General features: G+C 71.1%; 20 protein-coding genes. 11 read left to right on the top strand and 9 right to left on the bottom strand.

What is annotated here, in order from left to right:
- Positions 1-451 precede the first annotated feature (451 nt).
- From ABT300_RS20955 to ABT300_RS20925, 7 genes are all read left to right on the top strand, one after another.
- Complete coding sequence (locus ABT300_RS20955) at positions 452-1,942, top strand: MFS transporter (protein WP_351677785.1); 1,491 nt, start codon at positions 452-454, stop codon at positions 1,940-1,942.
- Positions 1,935-3,782, top strand: a complete 1,848-nt coding sequence (locus ABT300_RS20950) for a S9 family peptidase (protein WP_351677782.1) — start codon at positions 1,935-1,937, stop codon at positions 3,780-3,782. Before ABT300_RS20955 ends, ABT300_RS20950 begins: the two co-directional genes overlap by 8 nt.
- A 76-nt stretch (positions 3,783-3,858) precedes the next feature.
- Positions 3,859-3,981 carry a hypothetical protein gene (locus tag ABT300_RS20945; RefSeq protein WP_266720057.1) on the top strand — a complete coding sequence of 41 codons (123 nt, stop codon included), beginning with the start codon at positions 3,859-3,861 and terminating at the stop codon, positions 3,979-3,981.
- A 92-nt stretch (positions 3,982-4,073) separates the two neighbouring features.
- Positions 4,074-6,026 (top strand): RiPP maturation radical SAM C-methyltransferase, encoded by a 1,953-nt coding sequence (locus ABT300_RS20940; protein WP_351677778.1) that lies wholly within the window; start codon positions 4,074-4,076, stop codon positions 6,024-6,026.
- A gap of 91 nt (positions 6,027-6,117) precedes the next feature.
- Positions 6,118-6,777: a DUF5825 family protein gene (locus ABT300_RS20935; RefSeq protein WP_351677776.1), complete on the top strand. Its 660-nt coding sequence runs from the start codon at positions 6,118-6,120 to the stop codon at positions 6,775-6,777.
- 144 nt (positions 6,778-6,921) lie between these two features.
- Positions 6,922-7,275, top strand: coding sequence for a hypothetical protein (locus ABT300_RS20930; RefSeq protein ID WP_351677774.1), 354 nt, complete (start codon positions 6,922-6,924; stop codon positions 7,273-7,275).
- A 125-nt stretch (positions 7,276-7,400) separates the two neighbouring features.
- On the top strand, positions 7,401-7,964 hold the full coding sequence (locus ABT300_RS20925) for a snapalysin family zinc-dependent metalloprotease (RefSeq protein ID WP_351677772.1): 564 nt from the start codon (positions 7,401-7,403) through the stop codon (positions 7,962-7,964).
- 212 nt (positions 7,965-8,176) lie between these two features.
- Here ABT300_RS20925 and ABT300_RS20920 read toward each other — a convergent pair whose 3' ends face one another.
- From ABT300_RS20920 to ABT300_RS20910, 3 genes are read right to left on the bottom strand one after another with little or no spacing between them, the layout of a single operon-like run.
- On the bottom strand, positions 8,177-10,192 hold the full coding sequence (locus tag ABT300_RS20920; RefSeq protein ID WP_351677770.1) for an FtsX-like permease family protein: 2,016 nt from the start codon (positions 10,190-10,192) through the stop codon (positions 8,177-8,179).
- Between the two features lie 19 nt (positions 10,193-10,211).
- Complete coding sequence (locus ABT300_RS20915) at positions 10,212-10,931, bottom strand: ABC transporter ATP-binding protein (RefSeq protein ID WP_351677767.1); 720 nt, start codon at positions 10,929-10,931, stop codon at positions 10,212-10,214.
- A 19-nt stretch (positions 10,932-10,950) separates the two neighbouring features.
- Positions 10,951-11,322: a DUF4333 domain-containing protein gene (locus tag ABT300_RS20910; RefSeq protein ID WP_351677764.1), complete on the bottom strand. Its 372-nt coding sequence runs from the start codon at positions 11,320-11,322 to the stop codon at positions 10,951-10,953.
- A gap of 364 nt (positions 11,323-11,686) precedes the next feature.
- Between ABT300_RS20910 and ABT300_RS20905 the strand changes: the two genes are divergently transcribed.
- Together ABT300_RS20905 and ABT300_RS20900 are read left to right on the top strand one after the other, a co-directional pair.
- A complete protein-coding gene (locus ABT300_RS20905; RefSeq protein WP_351677761.1) occupies positions 11,687-12,115 on the top strand; it encodes a hypothetical protein in 429 nt (142 codons plus the stop codon).
- Positions 12,116-12,502: 387 nt separating this feature from the next.
- Positions 12,503-12,646, top strand: a complete 144-nt coding sequence (locus ABT300_RS20900; RefSeq protein WP_351677759.1) for a hypothetical protein — start codon at positions 12,503-12,505, stop codon at positions 12,644-12,646.
- A gap of 330 nt (positions 12,647-12,976) precedes the next feature.
- Here the strand turns inward: ABT300_RS20900 and ABT300_RS20895 are convergent, their stop codons facing one another.
- The 3 genes from ABT300_RS20895 to ABT300_RS20885 are packed head-to-tail and all read right to left on the bottom strand — an operon-like array spanning position 12,977 to position 16,293.
- The gene (locus ABT300_RS20895; RefSeq protein WP_351677756.1) at positions 12,977-14,512 is read right to left on the bottom strand and encodes a sodium:solute symporter family protein; all 1,536 of its coding nucleotides are present in this window, start codon (positions 14,510-14,512) and stop codon (positions 12,977-12,979) included.
- 1 nt (position 14,513) lies between these two features.
- On the bottom strand, positions 14,514-14,825 hold the full coding sequence (locus tag ABT300_RS20890) for a hypothetical protein (protein ID WP_351677753.1): 312 nt from the start codon (positions 14,823-14,825) through the stop codon (positions 14,514-14,516).
- A 43-nt stretch (positions 14,826-14,868) separates the two neighbouring features.
- Positions 14,869-16,293, bottom strand: a complete 1,425-nt coding sequence (locus ABT300_RS20885; RefSeq protein WP_351677750.1) for an amidase — start codon at positions 16,291-16,293, stop codon at positions 14,869-14,871.
- Between ABT300_RS20885 and ABT300_RS20880 the strand changes: the two genes are divergently transcribed.
- Both ABT300_RS20880 and pip read left to right on the top strand, forming a co-directional pair.
- The gene (locus tag ABT300_RS20880; RefSeq protein ID WP_351677747.1) at positions 16,292-17,512 is read left to right on the top strand and encodes a helix-turn-helix transcriptional regulator; all 1,221 of its coding nucleotides are present in this window, start codon (positions 16,292-16,294) and stop codon (positions 17,510-17,512) included. The genes ABT300_RS20885 and ABT300_RS20880 overlap by 2 nt on opposite strands.
- A gap of 468 nt (positions 17,513-17,980) precedes the next feature.
- Complete coding sequence (gene pip / locus ABT300_RS20875) at positions 17,981-18,949, top strand: prolyl aminopeptidase (protein ID WP_351677744.1); 969 nt, start codon at positions 17,981-17,983, stop codon at positions 18,947-18,949.
- A 133-nt stretch (positions 18,950-19,082) separates the two neighbouring features.
- Here pip and ABT300_RS20870 read toward each other — a convergent pair whose 3' ends face one another.
- From ABT300_RS20870 to ABT300_RS20860, 3 genes are all read right to left on the bottom strand, one after another.
- Positions 19,083-19,451, bottom strand: a complete 369-nt coding sequence (locus tag ABT300_RS20870) for a hypothetical protein (protein ID WP_351677741.1) — start codon at positions 19,449-19,451, stop codon at positions 19,083-19,085.
- A gap of 43 nt (positions 19,452-19,494) precedes the next feature.
- Entirely contained in the window at positions 19,495-19,983 is a 489-nt protein-coding gene (locus ABT300_RS20865) for a hypothetical protein (protein ID WP_351677738.1), read from the bottom strand.
- A gap of 629 nt (positions 19,984-20,612) precedes the next feature.
- Complete coding sequence (locus ABT300_RS20860) at positions 20,613-21,284, bottom strand: hypothetical protein (protein ID WP_351677736.1); 672 nt, start codon at positions 21,282-21,284, stop codon at positions 20,613-20,615.
- Positions 21,285-21,643 lie beyond the last annotated feature (359 nt).

Raw genomic sequence — 21,643 nt, 5'->3', positions numbered from 1 at the left:
GCGGAAGATCGCGTCGCGGCGCCCGGCAGCCCGTCGGCGCAGTGTCCCGCGCCTCGTCGGCGGCGCTCGCGGGCGTCCTCGTTCGGCTGCGCAACCGTTGCCCGCCCGGGACCCGTCGGCCGGCCCGGGGCGTGAGACCCGGGGAACACGGACACGTGCCGTGCCATGGACACGTCTCGTGCGGCGAAGGCGGCGTGACGCGTCGTCGGGAGGGCGACGCCGTCGATATGCGGATGTGAAGCGGAATGCCTCACCCCGGCGAAGCGCCCGCCCCGTCGTCCCGTCCGAACTGCCTGCACGGGCTCCTGTCCGTGAACAGTCGGTCGTCGGCCATTTGTCGCGGTACAAGGCCTCTACTGCGTACTGTGCGGCACTTGTCGCTGACGCTGAGCAATGGTTAGGCTCCCGCTCACTTTCTCAGCTCACACACTTTCACCCCCTGGATGTCGCGGTGCACGACGCGGCGTCCCGGGCGTACGAGGGGGTGGGGAACGTCGACGCGTCACCGATCCGCCGGCCTCCCCGGGGGCCCGTACCAGCGCAGGACGAGCACTTACCCGCCGTCGAGCGGCCGCGCGAACCGAAGAAGCCCGGACCTGCGGCCGGACCTCCGGCCGATCCGCCCGCCGATCCGCCTGCCCGGGCGCACCGCGACCTCAGGATCCTGTGGTGGGTCAACGCGGTCGACGGGCTGGGCAGCCAGGCCTCCGGGCTGGTCCTTCCGCTGCTGCTCCTGGAACTCGGCCACAGCCCCGGCGTCGCGGGCTCGCTCGCCGGAGTCGCCGCGCTCACCGGGGTCGTCCTCGGTCCGCTGATCGCGATACCTGCGGACCGGGGGCGGCGAAGACGCCTGATGACGTGGTCGGCGGCGCTCGCCGCGCTCGCGACGGGGACACTGGCCCTGGCCTGTCTGGGCCGCCCCGCGTTGTGGGTCGTGGTGTCGTTGGCCCTGGCGGAGCGGTTGTGCGCCGTCGCCTATGAGGCGGCTTCGCGGGGAGCCCTCGTCCGCCTGGCCACCGTCGAGGAACTGCCGCGGGCGTCAGCCGGCATGCAGGTGGGCGACCAGGTGTCGCTGATCGCGGGCCCGGCGCTCGGCGGCGCCCTCTTCCAGCTCGCCCGACCCGTGCCGTTCCTGGCCGACTCCCTCAGTTACGCGGCGGCGGCGCTGGGCGTACGAGCCGTCCGCACCCCTCTCGACAGCCCCGCCCCGGCCCCGCACCCGCCGTCGGGCACCGGCGCTGCCACCGGTGCTGCCGCCGACGCCGACGCCCGTACCGGCCGACGTGCAGCGTGGACCGACCGGCTGGACGCCGCGAAGGCCGGTGTCATGACGGTGGCCGCATCGCCGGTGCTGCGCCTCGCCCTGGTCTGGACGTCGACGGCCGGGGGCGCGCTGACACTGCTGTTCTACACAGCGCTGTTCCAGCTGGGCGGCGACGCGCGAAGCGCCGCCACAGGTCTGGTCCTCGCCACGGCCGGAGCCGCCGGTCTGCTGGGATCGCTGGTCGCCGCCCCTCTGGTGCGACGGCTCGGAGCGGCCCGCCTGCTCGTCCTGACGGCCTGGCTGCTGCCCCTCCCCTGCGGCTCGCTGCTGTGGGCGCAGGGCGCGGTCGGCTGGGGAGCCGCGTTCGCCGGGCTGTCCTTGCTCGTCCCGCTGATCACCGTGGTCCTGTCCAGCGCCGCCGTCGCGTGCACACCCCTCGCCCTCCAGTCGCGCACCGCGAGCGTGCTCGGCTCGGTCTCGGCGCTGGCGGCGGCGGGCGCACCGGCCCTCGCCGGCGTCCTCGTCACCGCCGGGAGCCTCCGCACGCCCCCGCTGCTGTGCACCGCTCTGTTCGCCGCACTCGCCGTGCACACGCAGTGGAGAGCGCCCGCCGTGCTGCGCGCGGCCGCGTCGGGTGCCGCCCCCGACGCCGCGAAGGCGGGGGACCGCCGTGGGTGACGCCTTCAGGGTCTACCTCAGCGCTCTGCCCCACGTGTGCCCCCGCGACGCCCGGCGCATGGTGCTGACGGCCGACGCCGACGGCCGGTGCGAGGTCTTCACCTGGGACGCGGCCACCCGTCGCACCCGGCAGGTCACCGACCGGCCCGACGGAACGGTGCACTGCGCCGTCGACTCCGACGCGTACGTGTGGTGGTTCGACGAGGACTCCGAGGGCCGAGGGCACTGGTGGTTCCAGCCGTTCGACGGGGGCTGCCGGCTGCCCGGCCTGCCGGGGGCCCCGGCAGGCCTCCCCCGCGGACTGGCGGTCACGGCCGACGGGACGGTCGCCGCGGCGCTCGCACCGCGGAACGGCGGGACGCGGCTCCTGCTGGGCCCGCGCGGCCGGGCTCCACGCGACATTCTCGGCGTCGCCGGGGAGGGCCGGCTGGGCGGCGTCACGCCGGAGGGCGACCTGGCGGCCCTGGCGATCGTGTCCGACGGCGACGCGAGCGTCACCGTGGTCACCTCGGCGGGCCGGATCGTCGCCGAGCTGCCTGAAACAGACAGCCCCGCGGGGAGATTCTGGTGCCGCGGCTTCTCGCCGCGGCCCGGCCGGTCCGAACTGCTGCTGGTGCACGAGGTGGAGGACGGCTACCAGCTGGCCACCTGGACTCCGCACCGCGGCCTGGTCACCCACTCCTGGTGCGGCTTCGACACGGAGATCACCGCCCACTGGTACCCCGACGCCGACGACGTGCTGGTGCGTCAGGAGCGCCACGGACGCTCGCTGCTGCACCGGGTGTGCCTGCGCCGCCGTACCCGCCGCGTCGTCCCCACTCCCCCGGGCACCCTGCTCGACGCGGCCCCGCGCGCGGGCGGGGCCCTGCACTACCTGTGGACGGACACCGCCCACCCGCCCGTGCCGCGCGCCACCGACGGCGCCGCCCTGCCGACGCCCGGTCTGCTGCCCCGCGTGCCCGGACGGCACACCGAGCTGTGGACCCCGACCCCGCACGGCCCGGTCCACACCCTGCTCAGCCTGCCGCACCCCGGCGGCCCTCCGTCCGCCGACGGCGACCCGCACTGCGCCGCGAGCGACGACGCCGCCCCCGTGCCGCCGACGGTGTTCCTGGTGCACGGCGGGCCCGCCGACCACGACCGGGACGCGTACGACGCCACCGTGCACTCCCTGGTCGCCTCCGGCTACGCCGTCGCACGGGTCAACTACCGCGGTTCCACCGGCTACGGCCCCCGCTGGCGGCGGGCCCTCGCTGCCGGCGTCGGTCACCCACAGGTCGACGACCTGGCCGCCGTCCGGGCCGACCTCGTCCGTCGCGGGCTCGCCGACGACCGGGCCACCGCCCTGTGGGGGGTCTCCTGGGGGGCGTACCTGGTGCTGCTCGCCCTCGGCACCCGGCCGGGGCTGTGGCAGGCCGGCGTCGCGGTGAAGCCCGTCGCCGACTGGGTGACCGCCCACCGGCTGACCACACCCGCGCTGCGCGCCCTCGACGTGCGCTGGTTCGGCGGCACCCCGCAGCAGGTGCCGGACCGTTACGCCCGCAGCTCGCCCCTCACCTTCGCGTCTCAGGTCACGGCGCCCCTGCTGGTGGTGGGCGCGGACAAGGACGTCAAGTGCCCGCCCGAACAGATCCGCAGCTACCTCGACGCCCTCACCGCCGCTGGAGTGGCCCACGAGCAGATGTGGCTCGACACCGGCCACGACGGCTACGACGGGGCGACGCACGTCGCCGTCCTGCGCCGTTCCCTGATGTTCCTGCGCACGCACCTGCCCGCACCGGCGCCCCGCGCCCCCTCACGTCCCCCGGCGCAGCCGGGTGGACCCCGGTCCCGCCGCTGACCGACGCGACGGGACCGGGCATGCACAGCACCACCCGCCCGAAGCACACGCCATGAACCCGAGAAGGAGGACGACCATGCAGAAGGACATCATCCACAACGATCCGCTCGCGGGCGACGAGGAGAACCGCAAGCCGGGCATCGGCATCACCATCACCATCCCGTTCCGCAACGCCGCCGAGAGCGACGACGAGGAGTGACCCACGGCCCGGCCGGCCCGACGCGACAAGGGCCGGCCGGGCTCCCTCCGCCCCTCCCGTCCCGTCAGCCGCCCGTGCGCAAGGAGCCCACCGTGCGCGTTCTTCTCGTCAACATGCCCTGGTCCCCGATCGACCTGCCCTCACTGGCGCTCGGCATCCTGAAACGAAGCGTCGACGAAAAGGTCGCGGACGCTACGTGCGAAGTGCTGCACGCCAATCTGGAGTTCACCGACTGGATCACCAGCCGCACCGAGTTCACCGCCGAGGACTACGAGTACTACGCCCTGTCCTCCTACTTCCTCGGCTGTGGCGACTGGGTGTTCTCCTCGGCGCTCTACGACGACCCGACGTGGAGGGAGTCCGAGTTCGCCGACGTGATGACGTCGAAGCTGCGCCGCTCCCGGATGCGCATGACCCGTGAACTGCACCGTCTCGTACCTGAGTTCGTCACGGACGTGGCCCGCCGTGTCGTGGATCTGCAGCCCGACGTGGTCGGGTTCACCTCCACCTTCCAGCAGAACACCGCGGCGCTGGCGGCGGCCCGGCAGATCAAACGTCTCGCCCCGCACGTCGTGACCGTCATGGGCGGGGCCAACTGCGACGCCGAGCAGGGCGCCGCGGTCCACCGCAACTTCCCCTTCGTGGACTACGTGGTCCGCGGCGAGGGCGAGGACGCCTTCCCCCGGCTGCTGACCGCGCTGCGCGACGGCGACCCGTCGGCCGCGGCCGACGTCCCGGGGCTGTGCCACCGCACGCCGGACAACCGGCACGAGGCGAACCCGATGCCCACCGGACCGCTGCCGCCCGCGGCGATCCTGCCGCCCGACTACAGCGGCTACTTCGAGCGTCTCGCCGCGTCCGTGGCGCGCAACTGGGTGGAGCCCAAGCTGGTCGTGGAGGGTGCGCGCGGCTGCTGGTGGGGAGAGAAGCACCACTGCACGTTCTGCGGCCTCAACGGCTCCTTCATGGAGTTCCGCAGCAAGAGCCCCGACACCTTCTACCGGGAGATCATGGACCTGGCGGAGCGCCACCGGGTGCTCGACATGTACGTGGTCGACAACATCCTGGACATGCGCTACCTGTCCACCGTCCTGCCCCGCATCGTCGACAGCGGCTACGACCTGCGCATGCACATCGAGATCAAGGCCAACATGCGGCGCTCCCAGCTGCAGGTGCTGGCGGACGCCGGGCTCATCTACGTCCAGCCGGGCATCGAAAGCCTCAACAGCCGCGTCCTCGACCTCATGGACAAGGGCGTCAGCGGCTGCCAGAACGTCCGCATGCTGCGCGACGCGGCCGAGACCGGACTGTCGGTGTCGTGGAACTACCTGCACGGCTTTCCCGGAGAGACCGCGGACGACTACGAACCCGTGATCCGTCAACTCCCCGCCCTGGAACACCTGAACCCGCCGGTCGACCTGTCCGCCCGCATCGCCATCGAACGCTTCAGCCCGTATTTCAAGCGCCCGGAACTGGGCTTCACCGGACTGCGGCCCGAGGAGCACTACCTGTTCACCTACGACCTGCCCGAGGCGGAACTGCACGACCTCGCGTACGTCTTCCAGGCCCCGGAGCGCGGCATCGGCGAACCGACGGTCACCCTCCTCAACGACGCCATCGCCGCCTGGAAGAAGCACCACGCCGACGCCCGCCTCACCCACACCGACCTGGGCGACCGGATCCTGCTGGTCAGCAGGCGGCCGTCCTTCCCCTGGCGGACGATGCAGCTCACCGATCCGTTCGAGACCGCCGCCTTCCGCCTCCTGGACCAGCCGCACACCGTCGCGGCGCTGCACCGCAAGCTGATCTCGGCCGCCGGCCGCGGCGACGGCGTGTCGTGCACGTCGACGGACGTGGAGGCCCTGCTCAAGGAGTGGGTCGCACACGGTGTGGTGTTCACCGACGCGGGCCAGTACGTGCACATCGCCCCCGCCGCCGTGAACCAGGACCTGCTGCGTCTGGACTACATGCGCCACGCCCACACCCGGACCGATACCCCGTCCGAGACCGCCGCCGAAACACGGCCCGCGCCCGTCCCGTCCTGAGCGCCGCCCCGCCGCCCCTCCGGCCCCTCCGGCCCCTCCGGCCCCGCCCGCCGCCGACCGCCCGCAGCCCGAACCGGACGAAGGACCACGCATGACAGCCACCGCACCGGACTTCGCCATACGCGCCTGGCGCGACCTGGACCCGCAGGCCCGCACTCTGCCGGGCATGTCGCTGGGGTCACTCCCGGTGAGCGCGCAGACCGACGAGGTCGACCGCCTCTGGGACCTGGGCGTGCGCCACGCCGAACTCGACACGGACGTCGATCTGTCCACCGGCGATCCGACGGCCCAACGCCGGGCCGTCGACCGGCTGTGCCTGGTCCGCGACCTCACCGCACGCGCCGTCTCCGTCGACTGGGACCTTCGCCTTTCGCCACGGGAGTCCGCTCACGACTGGAAGGTCCTGTCCCACCTGCAGCCGCCGCGCACGATCACCGGCCTCGAAGACGCGCAGGAGGCACTGCACGCCTGGCGGACCCGGCACTACCTGTGCAAACTCGTGTGGCGCCAGGGGCCCGGCTTCGTCCAGATCCGGGACCGCCGTTGGGGGGACCTGCGCCGCTTCACCGCCGACGAACCCCGCTACCGGGAGGCCATCGCGCTGCTCGACACGGGGGTGCACCACACGGACGTGGACGCCGACGTCCTGAGCGAGTTCACGGCCGAGCACCTCGTCCTGCGCATCGGCGAGCTCGCCTGGTGGCTTCCCTACCGCGTCTCGCGCTGGCTCCAGGAGGCCATGGCCGTGTGAGCGGTGTGCGCCGCGCGAGTCCCTGGCGCCGTGCGCCGTCGCCTCGCCCGGGCGCCGAGCCGCCGACGACATGACACTTGTCATGCCCAACACCGGACGGCGGGCACTGACACCTCAACTACCCTCGCCAATAAGGTACTTCCCATGACGAAGAACAACGGGGAGAGCCCGCAGAAGACGGATGTCAAGGTCAGCCTGATCGGCGGCCACCGCCTGGCGGGAGCCACGCTGCACGAACGGACCGTCACCGCCTCGCTCATCGGGGGCGCGGACATCGATCTCACGGACGTCGACATCCCCGACGACGCCGAGCTGCGCATCACCAAACTGAGCCTGATCGGCGGCGTCAGCCTCAAGGTCCGCCCCGACGTGAGCGTGGAGGTGCGCGGGCTGCGGCTGGGCGGAGTCAGGGACGACGGGCCGAGCGAGCCGGGCGGCCCGACGGTGCGGATCGACGCGTGGGGTCTCGTCGGCGGCGTCACCGTCCACCGCTCGTAGCGCGCCGACGCCGTCCTCCGCGTTCGGGCGCGCCTCGCATCGACGGATTCGTCCGGCCTCCGGTGGGGCAGTGGACTCATGAATGTCATGAGCACGACTGCCCTTCCCCCACAAGGAGGTCGATCATGCACGTCCGTACACTCACCGGCGGTCTGGCCGCTGCCTGTCTGATGTCTCTGACCCTGGCCGGCGGTCACGCCCTGGCCGCCCCCCGCACGGCGAACGCCCCGTCAGCCGCCGCCCGTGTCCTCACCTACGACGCCGGCGGCTCCGCGGAGTTCCGCAGCGCCGTCGACCGGGGCGCGGCGATCTGGAACGAGAGCGTCGACGCCGTGGAGCTCCGGCCGGCTGCCGCCGGGCAACGGGCGAACATCCGCGTCCTCGCGGACAACGGCTGGCCGCGTGCCCTGCCCACGACCCTGGGCAGCGGCACCGTGTACATCGGGCGTCAGGCCGTGGACGAGGGATACGACACCGTCCGCATCTCCGCGCACGAACTCGGGCACATCCTGGGTCTGCCGGATCGCAAGCCGGGTCCGTGCTCGAGCCTGATGTCCGGTTCCAGCGCGGGCACCGCGTGCACGAACCGGTATCCGAACGCCGCGGAGAAAGCGGAGGTCGAGCGGAACTTCGGCGGCGCCCTCCTCGACCGGGCTCCAGCGACGCGCGGCGGGGTGATCGTGGACTGACGCACCTGACCGGTCCGGCCTGCCCCGTCGCCGCCGCCGTGTACCGCAGACGCCCGGCGACGGCGACGGGGCAGGGGCAGGGGCAGGGTGCCGCCCGCGATCCGCATGACTCCAACGCCTCGCGGACGACGACAGGACCGTCCCCGGGCGGACCGTACGCGCGACGGCGCTCCGGTCCCGTGCCCCGGCGCGGTCCGACCGTCGGCACGGCGTCAGTCCGCCGTCTGCGCCGGGCCCTGCGTCACCCTGCGCAGCAGCGGCCTGCTGCCGGCGATCGCCGCGAGCACGGCCAGCGCGCCGACTGCCAGGCAGATCACCAGCTGCACGGCGCCAGAGGTGTTCATGGTGGTGCCCGCCAGCTTGTTGACCTGTGCGGCGCCGAAAGCGCCCATCGCGGTGGTGCCGCCGGCCAGCACGACCAACGGGATGACGGTCTCGTGGATCCGGGCCCGGTCCAGCACCTTCAGCGGGGTGCCGGACAGCCGCAGCAGGCCGTACACCCGACGCCGGTCCAGGACGTTCGCCGCGGCCGTCAGCCCCGCTGAGGCGGCGGCGACGAGGAAGCCCAGCACCAGGGTCGCCGTACTGGCGATGGCGACGCGGGCGCTGATGACGTCGTCCGGCGCGGACACGTACTCCTGCGTGATCGGGTATCTGCCCGACCCGAGGGGCGTCAGCGCGGTGACGGCCGTGTCCATGGCCTCCCGGCCGCCGGAGACCTGGGCGATCACGCCGTCCACGCCGCCGAGCAGACCGTTGTAGTCGTCCTCGCTGGTCACGGTGACGGTCGCGGTGACGTCTGCCCTGTCCAGGAGCGTGCGGGCCTCGACGGCGGCGTGCCGCGCGGCGGCGGCGTTCGCGGTGATCACCCCGACCTGTCCCTCGTGGTTCGCGCCCTCGATGCCGAGCGCGCTGACGGAGAAGAACCCGGCCACGAAGCCGGCGAGCACCAGACCGCTCACGGTGCGCCAGGCCCCGCGCGGGTCGTCGCTGAGTCGGCGCGCGGCGAGCAGCGTGGCCGGGCGCCTGGCCCACCGACCCACGATCCGCCCCAGCCGGTCGACGACCCACGGGCCGAACAACCAGAACGCGCCGTAGAACAGCATCAGCAGGGCGACCAGCTGCCGGGTCTTCAGCTGGCCGCCGTCGGCCGTGGTCGTCCAGATGTAGGCGAGGACCGCGACGAAGAGCACCAGGCGGATCGCGCGGGTGCGACGCGGATTCGCCTGCTGGGCCACGCCCAGCGGGGAGGCGGCCACCTGGCGGAGCATCGTCACCGCGCTCAGGGTGATCAGCGCGGTGACGGCCGACACCACCGCCGCCAGCCAGGACAGCCCCACCCACAGCTGCCCGGTGTACCAGCCGCCGACGCCGTACGGCAGCTCGGCCAGCGCGGGCAACAGCGCGGTGTAGGCGAGCGCCCCGGTCAGGGCGCCGGCCGCGCCGACGGCCGCCGCCTCGACGGCGGTCATGGCGAGGATCTGCCGGGGGGTCGCTCCGGCCAACCGCAGCGCGGCTAGCCGCTGTTCACGCCGGGCCGCGCCCAGCCGTCCGGCGGCCGCGGCCAGCACGACGACCGGCATGATCAGAAGAACCACGCCCAGCAGGACGGACCCCCGGTCGCTGCCGGTGAACAGACTCGCCTTCGCTCCGTCGAAGCCGGAGATCAGCGCGCGCTCGGTCAGGCCGTCGTCGTAGTAGTTCTGCTCGCCGGCCGTCGCGGCGACCGCCGGGTCGGACGGCGCTCGGCCGACCACCGCGACCAGTTCGTCGGGCGAGGCGAGGCCGGCCGGGTCGATCGTGGCGTAGGACTCCGCCTTCGGGAACCGGTCGGCGAGTCGGCCGCCGGGAAGCTCGTGCAGCATCACCGCGAGGGCGGGTGAGACGTACACCTGGCCCGGCTTCGGGAAGGCGGTCAGACCGGGCGGCGCGGGGGTCGGCTCACGGCCGGCCAGCTGGGCGAGGTTCACGACGGTGACGGGCTCACTGCGGGCATACGTGACGGTAGTGACCTGCACGGCCGTCGCGCGCTGCGCCGGTGCCGCGACGGGAGTGCGCCACATGGTGTGGTCCGCGCGAGCGCCCGCACCGAGTGCGGCGGCGACCATCACCAGCAGCACGAACGAGCCGACGGCGGCGGCGCCGGCCGCGAGCAGCTGGGACTGGAGGCCGCGGCGGCCGGAGGACCTGGCGAGGTGCCAGGTCAGGGACAGGACGGGAGAACGCACGGGAGTCACTCCTGCGGGATCAGACGACGGTGTACTGGGTGTGGCCGCTGATACGGCCGTCGCGGACCTGGAGGACCCGCCCGCAGTGCGCGGCGACGTCCGCGTCGTGGGTGACCATGACCAGGGCGGCGCCGGTCTCCCGGGTCGCGAACGTCAGCAGCTGGATCACCTCCGTGCTGGTGTGCTGGTCCAGGGCGCCGGTCGGCTCGTCGGCGAAGACCACGTCCGGCTCGACGGCCAGGGCGCGGGCGATGGCGACCCGCTGCGCCTGCCCTCCGGAGAGCTGGCCGGGGCGGCGGCGCTCCAGACCCTCCAGGCCGAGCGGCACGAACCAGGTGCGGGCGCGGGCGACGGCCTCCCCGCGGGGCACGCCCTCCAGCATCAGCGGCAGCGCGACGTTCTCCTCGGCCGGCAGTTCGGGCAGCAGTTGGCCGAACTGGAAGACGAACCCGAAGCGCTTGCGGCGCAGTGCGCTGAGCCGGTTCTCTCCCAGGTTGTCTATTCGCTCCAGGCCTGCGGACGCGGAACCGTCCTCGCGTCGCTCGCCGCGCAGCAGCACCTGCCCGGCGTCGGGACGGATGATGCCGGCGAGGGTGTGCAGGAGGGTCGACTTGCCGGACCCGGAGGGGCCCATGATCGCGAGTGAGTCGCGCTCGCCGACCTCGACGTCCACGCCGTCCAGAGCGGTGGTGGAGCCGTACTTCTTCACGAGGCCGTGTCCGGCCAATACCGTGCTCATGATGTGTCGTGTCTCCTTCTCAGCGCTCGAACGCCCAGGTGACGCTCTTGGCGCCGGCCTCGGTCACTCGCACGGGGATCTCGACCGTCTCGCCGTCGGCCTTCTTGCCGACGCAGGTGAGGGTGGCTCCGGCGACGGCTTTGAGGCCCGTCGGGCAGGTGACGCCGGAGAGCTTGTCGCCGACCCAGGGCAGCGGGTGGTACTTGCTCTCGGTGCGGCCCGCGACGATGGTCGCCGAGAGCGCGCGGTGACCGTCCACCGACACGGTGGTGTGGGCGTCCAGGCCGGTGGTCGACTCGGTGCCGGAGAGCAGATAGGTGCCGACTCCGCCGAGGGCCACGACGGCGGTCGCGCCCCCGACGATGCCGATGAGGAAGGTGCTGCGCTGCATCGCGTACTCCTGACGTCCGTGGTGAGGATGCGGCTCCACCCTCGCCCGCGCCGCCGGGCGCACGCCTCGGCCGAACGGTCAGGATCGCGGGGCGGGCTCGCCCGGGCCTCGACCGTTCGGCCGATCCCGCTGCCGGTGCGCCCTGCCGGGACAGCCGTCTGCTGACGATGCCGGACCGGGATCGGTTCATCCGGCAGGGTGCGGTGTTCCTCACGAGGCAGTGTGCGGCGATCCGGTTCCGAGACCGCTCCCGAGCCCCGTAACATTCAGGCCTAATCAGTCAACTGCCGTGGTTGCCCGCTTAGTTGGAGAAATCTCCGCACCACGACCAAGGGTGACCGCGCAAGGGGGAAGGAAAACCGAGATGACGTCATCCCGTCTGCGTCGGCGCGTGGCCGGAACCGCGGCCACCGTTCTTCTGATCGGCGCCGGCGCCCTGGCGACCGCGCCCGCCGCGGCGGCCAAGGCCAACCTGCTGTCCATCGAAAAGGTGTCGCTGCGCGCCCCCGGCCTGCAGGTGAAGGTCACGTACTCCTGCGACGTCGGCATGGACCACGAACTCGTCGCCAACGCGAAGACGCTCAACCACAGCTCCCACGACCAGTCCATCGCCGCGGGCACCGTCAAGAAGGACCAGCTGGTCTGCGACTACAAGGACCATGTCGCGTCGGTGAACCTGCGCCCGGCCGCAGGCTCGCACTTCGAGAAGGGGGACACGGTCGAGGCCACCGTCTTCTACTTCGACAACGACGGGTTCAGGTACGCCGACAACGTGGCGACGGCCGTCCTGTAGGGAGGGGTTTCGCTCCGGCGGACAACCACGCACGCACCGGTGAACCGCCGGACGAAGACGAGCAGATGTCGGGTCATCCACGGGTGGAGACCCGGCATCCGCCATGACGGACACCCGTCCGAACCGCCGCACGCGACACGACAGCCGGGTGCACGCAGTGCCAACTCATTGTGGACCGGCCGCCAATGACGTCCGCACACCACTCGGGGCATTCTTGATCGGGCGTCAGCCGGCACACCCGCGGGTTTCGCGGACTGGAACGCCGACCCCGACAACACCGTCAACCCGCCGATACCGGGGGACGCTCTTCAGGTCCGCGACATCCTGGGCGACGGCTGGGGCATCGAAGCAGAAGCGGCGACGCAGGACGGCGCCCGGGGTTACCGCGTGGTGTCCTCGCGCGGTCACGCGGCGGTCTACGTCTTCCCCTGGAAGACCGGCAACATCGCGGAGGGCACGCCGATCGTCGTCAACGTCTGCGCCGTGAAGGGCAGCAAGTCGCAGCGCGGCTCCGCCTACGGTCTGGCGTGACTCCTGGCTCCGCCCACGGCCTGGCATGACGCCTGCCGGCGTCCGGCGGTCACCTGCGTTCGGTGACCGCCGGACGTGGGTCAAGGGGTGGCGCAGGAGACCGTGGGCCAGGTCCAGTTGCCGTGGGGCTGGACGGTGACGCCGAAGGCGTTGCCGCTGGCGTCGGGCTTGGCGGTCATCTCGCGAACCAGGCAGTGCACCCGTCCTAGGCCACCCCTCGGCCTACGCAGCCGGAGGACGTCCGGCTGCTTCTCACCGACGCGCTGGACGACGCCCTCGCAACGTGACCGGTGCACGCGAAACCGCTCGGTGGGCGGAACCGACAGGTGCTCACGCCGGTTTCACTGCAGGTTCGAGGCGGACGGCCGGCTCGGGCGAGCGCACTCGTTGGGCAGCCACCTCGAACAGCTCGTCGACGCGTCGTCGTTCTTCCGCACTGGTGCCCGTGAGCGCGGAGACGACGAGGTAGACGACGAGGTTGACGCCGAGGGCCACGATGCCGCTGGTGATGCTGCCGAGGGCTCTGATGTCGTCCGGGAAGACGATCGTGAGCACCAGGGCCGTCAGTGCGCCGCCGAGCATGCCCCACAACGCACCGTGCTTGTTCCCGCCCCGCCAGAAGATTCCCAGGAAGAGAGGAACGGCGAGCTGGACGATGCCCTGGTAGGAGACCTGAGCCAGGAGTTGGAGCCGGCTGTAGTTGAAGGTCAGGTACGCGACGACGCCGGCCAGGGCCATGAAGACGATCATGCTTCCCTTGGCGACGCGGGTCAGTTGACGGTCCGACAGTGAGCGTCGGGGCGAGTTGACGAGGTCATTCGCGATCTGGAGTCCGCAGACCTGCACGCTTCCGTCGATATGGCCCATCGACGCGGCGAAGACCATCGTCAGACCCAGACCGAGCAGCCAGGTCCCGCCGTAGGTTTGCATGATCGTGAACCACCCGGCCTGCGGGTTCGCCGCGACCTCCGGCATGTTCCATGCGGCGATGCTGAGCAGGGTGAGCAGGGTGTAGAAGCTGGTCGAGATCAGGACCGTTCGCACGGTGGCGGACTTGACCGCCCGGACGCTGGCGGCGGTGTAGATCCGCTGGAAGCTCATGGGCCAGCACAACGATCCGATCATGCCGGTGAAGATGAGGCTGAAGAGGTACATCGGCCCGTACTGGTCGCCGTCGCCGGGAACGCTCAGCATCCGCTCCGGTACGTGCGCCAACTGGGCGAAGCTGATGGGTCCGTCGCCGAGTCCGAGCAGCAGCGCGAAACACAGGACGCCGGCCAGGACGTAGGCGACGATCCCCTGGAACGCGTCGCTCAGGATCAGCCCGCGCATCCCCATCTGCACGGTCCAGTACTGCCGGACGAGAATCACCGCCAGCCCGATCAGCAGGCACGTCGTCACCGACAGGGCGCCGTCGGTGGCAATGCTGAAGACCTCGCCGAGGGACTGCATCCCGAGCACGACCCAGGGGAAGACCGAGACGATCCCGATGACGCTGGCGACGACCTTGACGGCACGCGAGTCGAACCGTACGCCGAGGAGATCCGGCTGGGAGCGCAGGTCGTACCGCGCCCCCCAGCGCCAGGCACGCGTCGCCATGAAGTACATGGCCGCCACGCCGAGAATCGAGTACGCCAGGCCGTAGAACCCGAAAACCCCGAAGCCCGCGGAGAGTCCGAAGAACGCGATGAACGTCGCCCCGGGGAACCAGGAGTTGACGTAGGACATCGCGACGTACCACGGGCCGTACGAACGCCCGCCGACCGAATACTCCTCGAACGTGGGCTTGGACGGTTGCTTCGTGAGGTAGAGGATGGCGACGACGATGGCATAGAAGACGCCGAGCATCGAAAGAATGACGAACATGTCAATCCACCTCCTCGACCGGCGGCGCCGGCGACGTGACCGCAGAATCAGTGTGAGCGTTGGGCTGACGAGCTTCGTCGAGTTCTCCTCGGATGTCCTCCACCCAGTAGAGAGCCCAGAGGGAAAGCCCGACCAGGACGGCGATGAGAATCCAGTACCAGATCGCCGCTGGAAGACCCGCGATGACGACAGCGGAACCACTCGCCCACAGGTAGGCGGGCGGGAAACAGCCGAATACGAGAGCGAGCCCGTATATTCCGCCGAACGCGACGCGGATCTCGACCGCGTTACGCCGTTTGATGAAATCCTTCATTACTCTCCTTGGCGCAGCAGAGATCCAACAACTCGTGAAGTGCCTACCGAGGGTCGATCGGGGTGAATGACCCCAAGGCGCGCTCCAGCACCTCACCGACGCCAAGCAGTCGCCGGTCGTCGAAACGCCTCCCGACCAACTGCACGCCGACCGGCAGACCGTTCGTCACACCGGTCGGAACGGCCAGCGCGGGCACGCCGAGCAGCGGGAGCGCCATCATCGGCCACTGGATCTCCATGCAGTGCCGCATGCTCTCCTGGCCGGTCACGTCCTGGTCCTGCGCCATCGCCTGCTCGGCGGACACCGGCAACAGCAGGGTCGGGTACCGCTCCAGGAGGAGCTGCAACTGCCGGCCCAGGGTTCCCCGCCGGGCGTGACCGGCGATGAACGTCTCCAGCGACGGCGCCGCGCCCCACCATTCGGCCGCGTTCGCGAGCGTGTACTCGGCGGAGGTCAGCATTCCGGCGTCACCGAGCTTCCGGACCTGCGGCAGCTGCGTGGCGAACTCCTGCAGTACCAGGAGGTACCACAGCCGGTAGGCCTCGGCGAGCAGCGGGACCTCGACCTCCTCCACCTCGAATCCGGCGGCCTCCAGAACCTGTGCCGCCTGGGTGAGGGCGGCGTCGACCTGCGGGGACGGTGCCACGACCCCGGGGTCACGGACGAGGCCGACCCGCCCGGCGTTCGGTGACGGCGGCGGCGTCGGGTCGCCGGGGATCTGCCAGAAGCCACGCGGGTCCCACGCCTCGATGGCATCGAGCGCAAGCCGCGCGTCGGCCACACAGCGCACCAGGGCGCCCTCGACCGCCATGGTCTGCATCGCCAGTGTGTGCTCAGGCACCCCGGTCGCCGACGTGAACGACGCGACCCTGCCCGGTGTCGGGCGCAGGCCGACGAGTCCGGTCGCGTACGAGGGGTAGCGGATGGAGCCGCCCACGTCGTTTCCGTGCCCGATCGGCACCATCCCACTGGCGACCGCGGTGGCCGCGCCGCCGCTGGACCCGCCCGGGGTGCGCTCGGCGTCCCACGGGTTGAGCGTCCGTCCATGGAGGTCGTTGTTCGCGAACCAGCGGAACCCGAACGCGGGTGAGTTGCTCCTGCCGGTGAAGACGGCGCCGGCGTGGCGGAGACCGGCCACGACCGGGGCGTCGTCGGTCGCGACGTTGTCAGCCTGCGCGACGATGCCGTCGGTCGTCGCATAGCCACGATGGTCGGTATTGATCTTGGTTGCGACGGGGACGCCCAGCAGTGGGGCGTCGCCGCCCGCCCGGATCGCCGTGTCCGCCCGGTCGGCGGCGGACAGGGACTCCTCCGCGCGGATATCGACCAGCGCGTTGAGCCGGGGGTTGACCTCAGAGATCCGGTCCAGGCAGCTCTGTGTCACCTCACGGGCCGAGATGTCACGGGAGGTGAGCGCGGTCCGCAGACGGGCCGCCGTCCAGGTCCACAGGGGTTTGTCGTCGGTCATGGGCGCGATCGGCCTTCCAGAGGAGACGCCGGGGACGACCCACGGTAGGTACGACGGCTGCGCCGGGCTGGTCCGTCTGTGCCGCGAACTTGGCCGTCCGTGCCACCTCGGCATGGCCGTCCGTTCCATCTCGCTGTTTCCGATTCCGCGCGACCCGGCTATCATCCCGCCAGATCGTCGTGGTCACCGTCGCCGTTTCGATCATCAAATCCACGGAAATCCGAATGCTGCGGTGGGTGGGCACACCGCACCACACCGCAGCACCCGTGACAGGGCCAGGCACATGGGCATCACCGTTCGTAACCTTCAGGACGGCAGTATCGTCTCCGGCTATCTGCCGTCCACCGATCCGGCCGCCCAGTTCGACGACCACGTCCTCATGTCCTGCCGCGGCGGGCAATTCACCGGCGTCTTCTCGGCTTGGCGCACGGGCCGGCTTCTCGGCTGTGACGTGGCCAACGACGCCGCATCCACGGCCAAGCGGATCGTGCCCCACGACGGGAGGGGAATCTATATCGTCGGAGCGCTGCTGGAAGGCGAAGCCACCTATGTCGGCTCCACGGGCTCGACGACCCTCACGCCGTCCTCACTCATCGTGTATCCCGCCCAGGAATCGTTCTTCTTCTCCTATACGACGGCTTTCCACTACACGCTGATCGCCGTCACCGCCCAGGAACTGCGGGTGCCGGACGATTCACTGGCGCGGCTGGCCCAGCGGACACAGGTGGAGACGTCGCCGTTCAGTGCCGCCCTGATGGCGTTCATGCGAGCGGGGAACTCCTCCGCCGTCGCGACCCTGTCGGCGCACGATCTGGCCGATGTCGGCGAATACGCCACGCAGATGGTGCGCCGGATCGTGGCGCGCTCGGACGAGGACCACTTCGGCCGGAGCGGCGACGCCCGGCTGGCTCCCGTCCTCGCCTGGATCGAGCAGAACCTCTCCGACCTCCGCCTCGGGCCGGAACGGGTGGCCGAGGCCCACCATGTTTCACTGCGACAACTGCACCGGCTGTTCACCGGGACGGGAACCACCTGCAGCCAGTACATCCTTCGCCGCAGGCTGGAACGCATCCGCGAGGACATCCTGCGGTACGACCCCGACGCGTCGCTGACCACGATCGCCCTGCGCTGGGGCATCGACGACCCGTCCTACCTCTCGAAAGTGTTCCGCAAGCACTTCGGCACCAGCCCCCGTGAGGCCCGCCGCCGTCCTGCCTGAGACAGCGGTACGAGAGGGCCTGGTCGGTGCGGACGCCGGTGCCCCGCTCCTCCCAGCCGGGCGGCCGAACAGCGGGGCGAGCGGGGCGGGATCCCCCGCGCGCCGCGGAGATCAGGGACGCGTACGCCTGGTGTCCCCATGTCGTTGGGCTGGTACCAGTCCGCGAGCGCGGAGACGCCGACGCTGACCGGGCCGGTCAGGAACGTCTGTCCGAATCGCCGTGGGAGGCCGAATAGATCAACGACCGGCGCGCCCTGCACTGCTGCACGGGGACTCGGCGACGACTCCGCACGGGGGCTGGGTCATCGTGATTCGAGTCGGCGCGGGACGCGGGAGCCCCAGGATCTCGGCCTCTCTCAGCTGTTTCGAATGTTTCGAAACGCTTCCGATCTGTTCCGGCAGGACCGGCTGGTGGATCATGGTCAGTTGCCCGACTCCACGGACCCGGACTGCCGAGGTGCACCCCACATGGCCGAGCTGTATCCACCGATCGAGCCCCACGAGCACGGCACTCTCGACGTCGGCGACGGCAACCATGTGTATTGGGAGGCCTGCGGGAATCCTGCGGGCAAGCCCGCCCTCGTCCTGCACGGCGGGCCGGGCTCCGGCGCGGGGCCGTTCTGGCGCAGGCTGTTCGACCCCGTGGCCTATCGGATCGTCCTCTTCGACCAGCGCGGCTGCGGACGGAGCACCCCCGATGCCGCTGATCCGCGGACCTCGCTCGCCTGCAACACCACACAGCATCTGATCGCCGACATCGAACTGCTGCGGGAGAGCCTCGGCGTTGAGAGGTGGCTGATCGTAGGCGGCTCGTGGGGGGTGACCCTCGCCCTGGCCTACGCCGAGCAGCAGCCCTCACGGGTATCGGAGTTGGTGCTCTTCAGCGTCACCAGCACCACCGCACGCGAGGTGGAGTGGATCACCCGGCACATGGGGCGGATCTTCCCCGAGGAATGGGCGCGCTTCTGCGGCACCGTCCCGGAGCGGGAGCGCGACGGCAGCCTCGCAGAGGCGTACGCCCGGATGCTGGCGGCCCCTGATCCCTCCGTACGGGAGCGGGCTGCGCTCGAGTGGTGTCGCTGGGAGGACGTGCACGTGTCCACGCGCCCCGGCGCAAAGCCCGACGCCCGTTACGAGGACCCGCACTTCCGCCTGCGCTTCGCCCGCCTCGTCACCCACTACTGGCGGCACGCCGGCTTCCTCGAGGACGGCGTGCTGCTGCGCGACGCCGGAAAGCTCGCCGGTATCCCCGGCGTCATGGTGCACGGGCGCATGGACATCAGCAGTCCGGCGGACGTCCCGTGGCGGCTGGCGCAGGTGTGGCCGGACGCGGAGCTCGTGCTGATCGGCGACGAGGGCCACGGACTGTCGGGGGGAGGCACGACGGAGGCCGTCCTGGCGGCCACGGACCGGTTCCGCCCCGTCCGAGGCCGCTGAGGCCGGCCGGTCGGGGCACTCGAGATACGCGGAGGATCCGCCGAGGGACGGTCGCCCGGTTCAGGGTTGTCCTGCCCCCCGTGGCGGGACAACCCTGACCGGGGCGCGTCGCCGAGGACGCCTGCCGGGTGGGTCAGAGCCTGACGGCGGCGGAGCAGTTCCCGATTCCGGTCCGGCAGATACGGACGGACCACAGCGAGCGGGCTCCCGTCACGTAGCGGTCGGCGGAGGAACAGACCATGTCGCCGTACCACCGCCAGCTGGTGTCGTCCGTGTCCTTCACCTGGAAGCGCGCACAGTGACCGTCGGTGAGAGGGTCACGGGCGTGCAGCGACCAGTCGCCGTTGCCGACGTGGGTGGCCGTGCCCACGGCGCCTGTCGTACTCATGTCGTAGGTCAACGCCTGGGCGGGGCCGACCGAGAACCCGACCAGGGTCGCGGCAGCCGCCACGGCGACCACGAGCAGCCGCTTCGGCGCCGATGTCCGCGTTCTGAACGTCATGTGCGTCTCCTTCCGCTTACGACGGGGGTGCGTGTGCGTCGGGTCAGGGGCAGGACGCCGTGCCCTGGTCGAGGACGTGCGCGTCAGCGTTGTCCGCGACCTTCACCCACAGCGCGGACTTGCCACGCCGGTCGTAGGTGCGGGTGAACTCGGGCTGTCCGGTGCGGATGAACTTGACCTTGTAGCACCAGCCGGCGTCCACGCGGAAGGCGTCCCAGTCCTGGTTGTAAGCCGTGTGGCCGCCCCGGGCCGTGAGGTTCTGGGTCTTCTGCCTGTCCCCGTCGGAGGTGCACTTCGGTTCGGTGGTCGTCGAGTCGCCCGTGCTGTCGCCGCCCCGGCACCAGTTGAAGTAGGCGGTGACCCCGTAGGCGCTGTCGTTCACGGTCGTCGAACACAGGGTGAGTGTGCAGCCCGTGCCCGCCTGGGCGTTCGGCGCCACGCCCACGACAGCGGCGGCGCCCAGCGCGGCGACCACGATGACCGAGCGGACCCGCCCGGTACCGTGCCGCTTGGCAAACCCTCGCATCTCCATGTCCACACACCCTCCTTGTCCGGCGGCGCCACCCGAGGCGCGGCCGTCCCTGTCTTTCGTGACGCCAACGCTGAAGCACCGACCTTGCGAAAACCTTGCGACAGTCGACCGGCCGCCGTCCGGGGCCGTCCCGGCCGACCTGCTGCCCGAACACACCGCGATCGGCGTCGACTTCGCCCTGGTGGAGGAGTGCGGTCAGCACCAGGGGTGCGGGGACTACGCCGTCGCGTACGCCGACGGGGCCGCCTACGCGATCGAATACGGACAGCGGCTGCCGACAGGCCTTCGCGGGCTGGGGCGGCACACTGTCGATCGTCCAGCGGGGAGCGGGACGTGAGGGCGCCCGGAAGCGGCTCCTACCGCCGCCCGTGCCTGCTGATCACACCGATGTCAGCCCGTGTCCCGTGTACGCGGCCGAGCTTTCGGATCACCCTGCACGCGGGGGCGTCCAGGGCGAGTGCCGCTTCGCGCACCCAGGCCTCGCCTCGAGGACAAGGAACGAGCCTTTCGGATAGGGCAGGGGCAGACGCGCCGTCACGGTACGCATGCTCCCGTCCCGGAGCGCCGGCGGAAGTCACATGCGCATGCCTTGCGTGCACCCGTGCGTCAGAGGGCGCGGGGCGTCCCGGTCACCCCTGCTGCTCCTCGCCGAGCAGAAGTCCCGAGTCGCGTCGCCAGGCTTCGCCCTCGGGCGTCCAGGCGACGCGGGTACCGAGAGAAATCCAGATACCGAACTCGCCCGGGGACGGCTCGACGTGCTGCGGCACCCAGGCGCTGTTCATGCAGAGCAGCACGCCACAGCCCTTGGACTCGGGTAGGCCGCGCCAGGAGCAGTCCCATCGGACGTCCAGGGACAGCGGCCCGAGCACGGAGACCATCCGGTCCAGCTCCTCCTCGGTAGCGTCGTCCTCAGGCTCACTGCCGGGGGAGCCGAAGGGCGGGGTCGCGGCCAGAACAAGGCTCACTCCTTCGGGAAGGGGCCAGAGATCGACCAGGTCGGGGCGGAGCCTCACGTCGCCTGAGATGTAGGACTTCAACTGCACCGCATCGAGGGTGACGACACCGCGGCGCCGCAGTTCGCTCAGAAACTGCGCGCCGTGGGGTTCGCGGTCCGCACCGAACCGGGCGGTGGCGAAGGTGCCGAGTGCGTACGCGAATTGCTCCGCGGTCGTGATGTCGTGCACTCGGGGCCACGGAGGGGTGGTCCACTCAGCCAGGTCGCGCATGATCGCGCGCGCCCGCGTGAGCGCACTCACCGCGTCGGGGAAGGGTTCGCGTACTCGGTAGAGCGTCGAGGACAAGAAATGTGCCTTTCGGACAGGGGCAGGGGCGGACGTGCCCTCACGGTATGCGTCCGTCCCTGCCCCGGGTCACTGCCTGGTGTCAGTCAGCGGCAGCAGGTGGTTCAGTAGGAGTACCCGTTCGACGAACAGTAAGTATGTCCCTCGACATGGCCTTCGTCGGCGTTGCTCCCGAGGTCGAAGTCGCCCACGTTGGATCCGCTTTCGCTGTAGACCCGCAGGTGGTAGCCCCGAAGCCTCTCGAGTCCTACGCCTATGCGGCAGGCGCGCCGCCGGCGCCCGCGACCGGGCCGAGCCGGGCGGCGGCGGTGCAGGCCATGGCCGTGAGCAGGGTGCTGTAGACGGCGACGGGCAGGCGC

The organism is Streptomyces sp. NPDC001027, assembly GCF_040299045.1.
Classification (GTDB): Bacteria; Actinomycetota; Actinomycetes; order Streptomycetales; family Streptomycetaceae; genus Streptomyces.
This window is presented reverse-complemented; position numbering and strand designations above follow the sequence as displayed.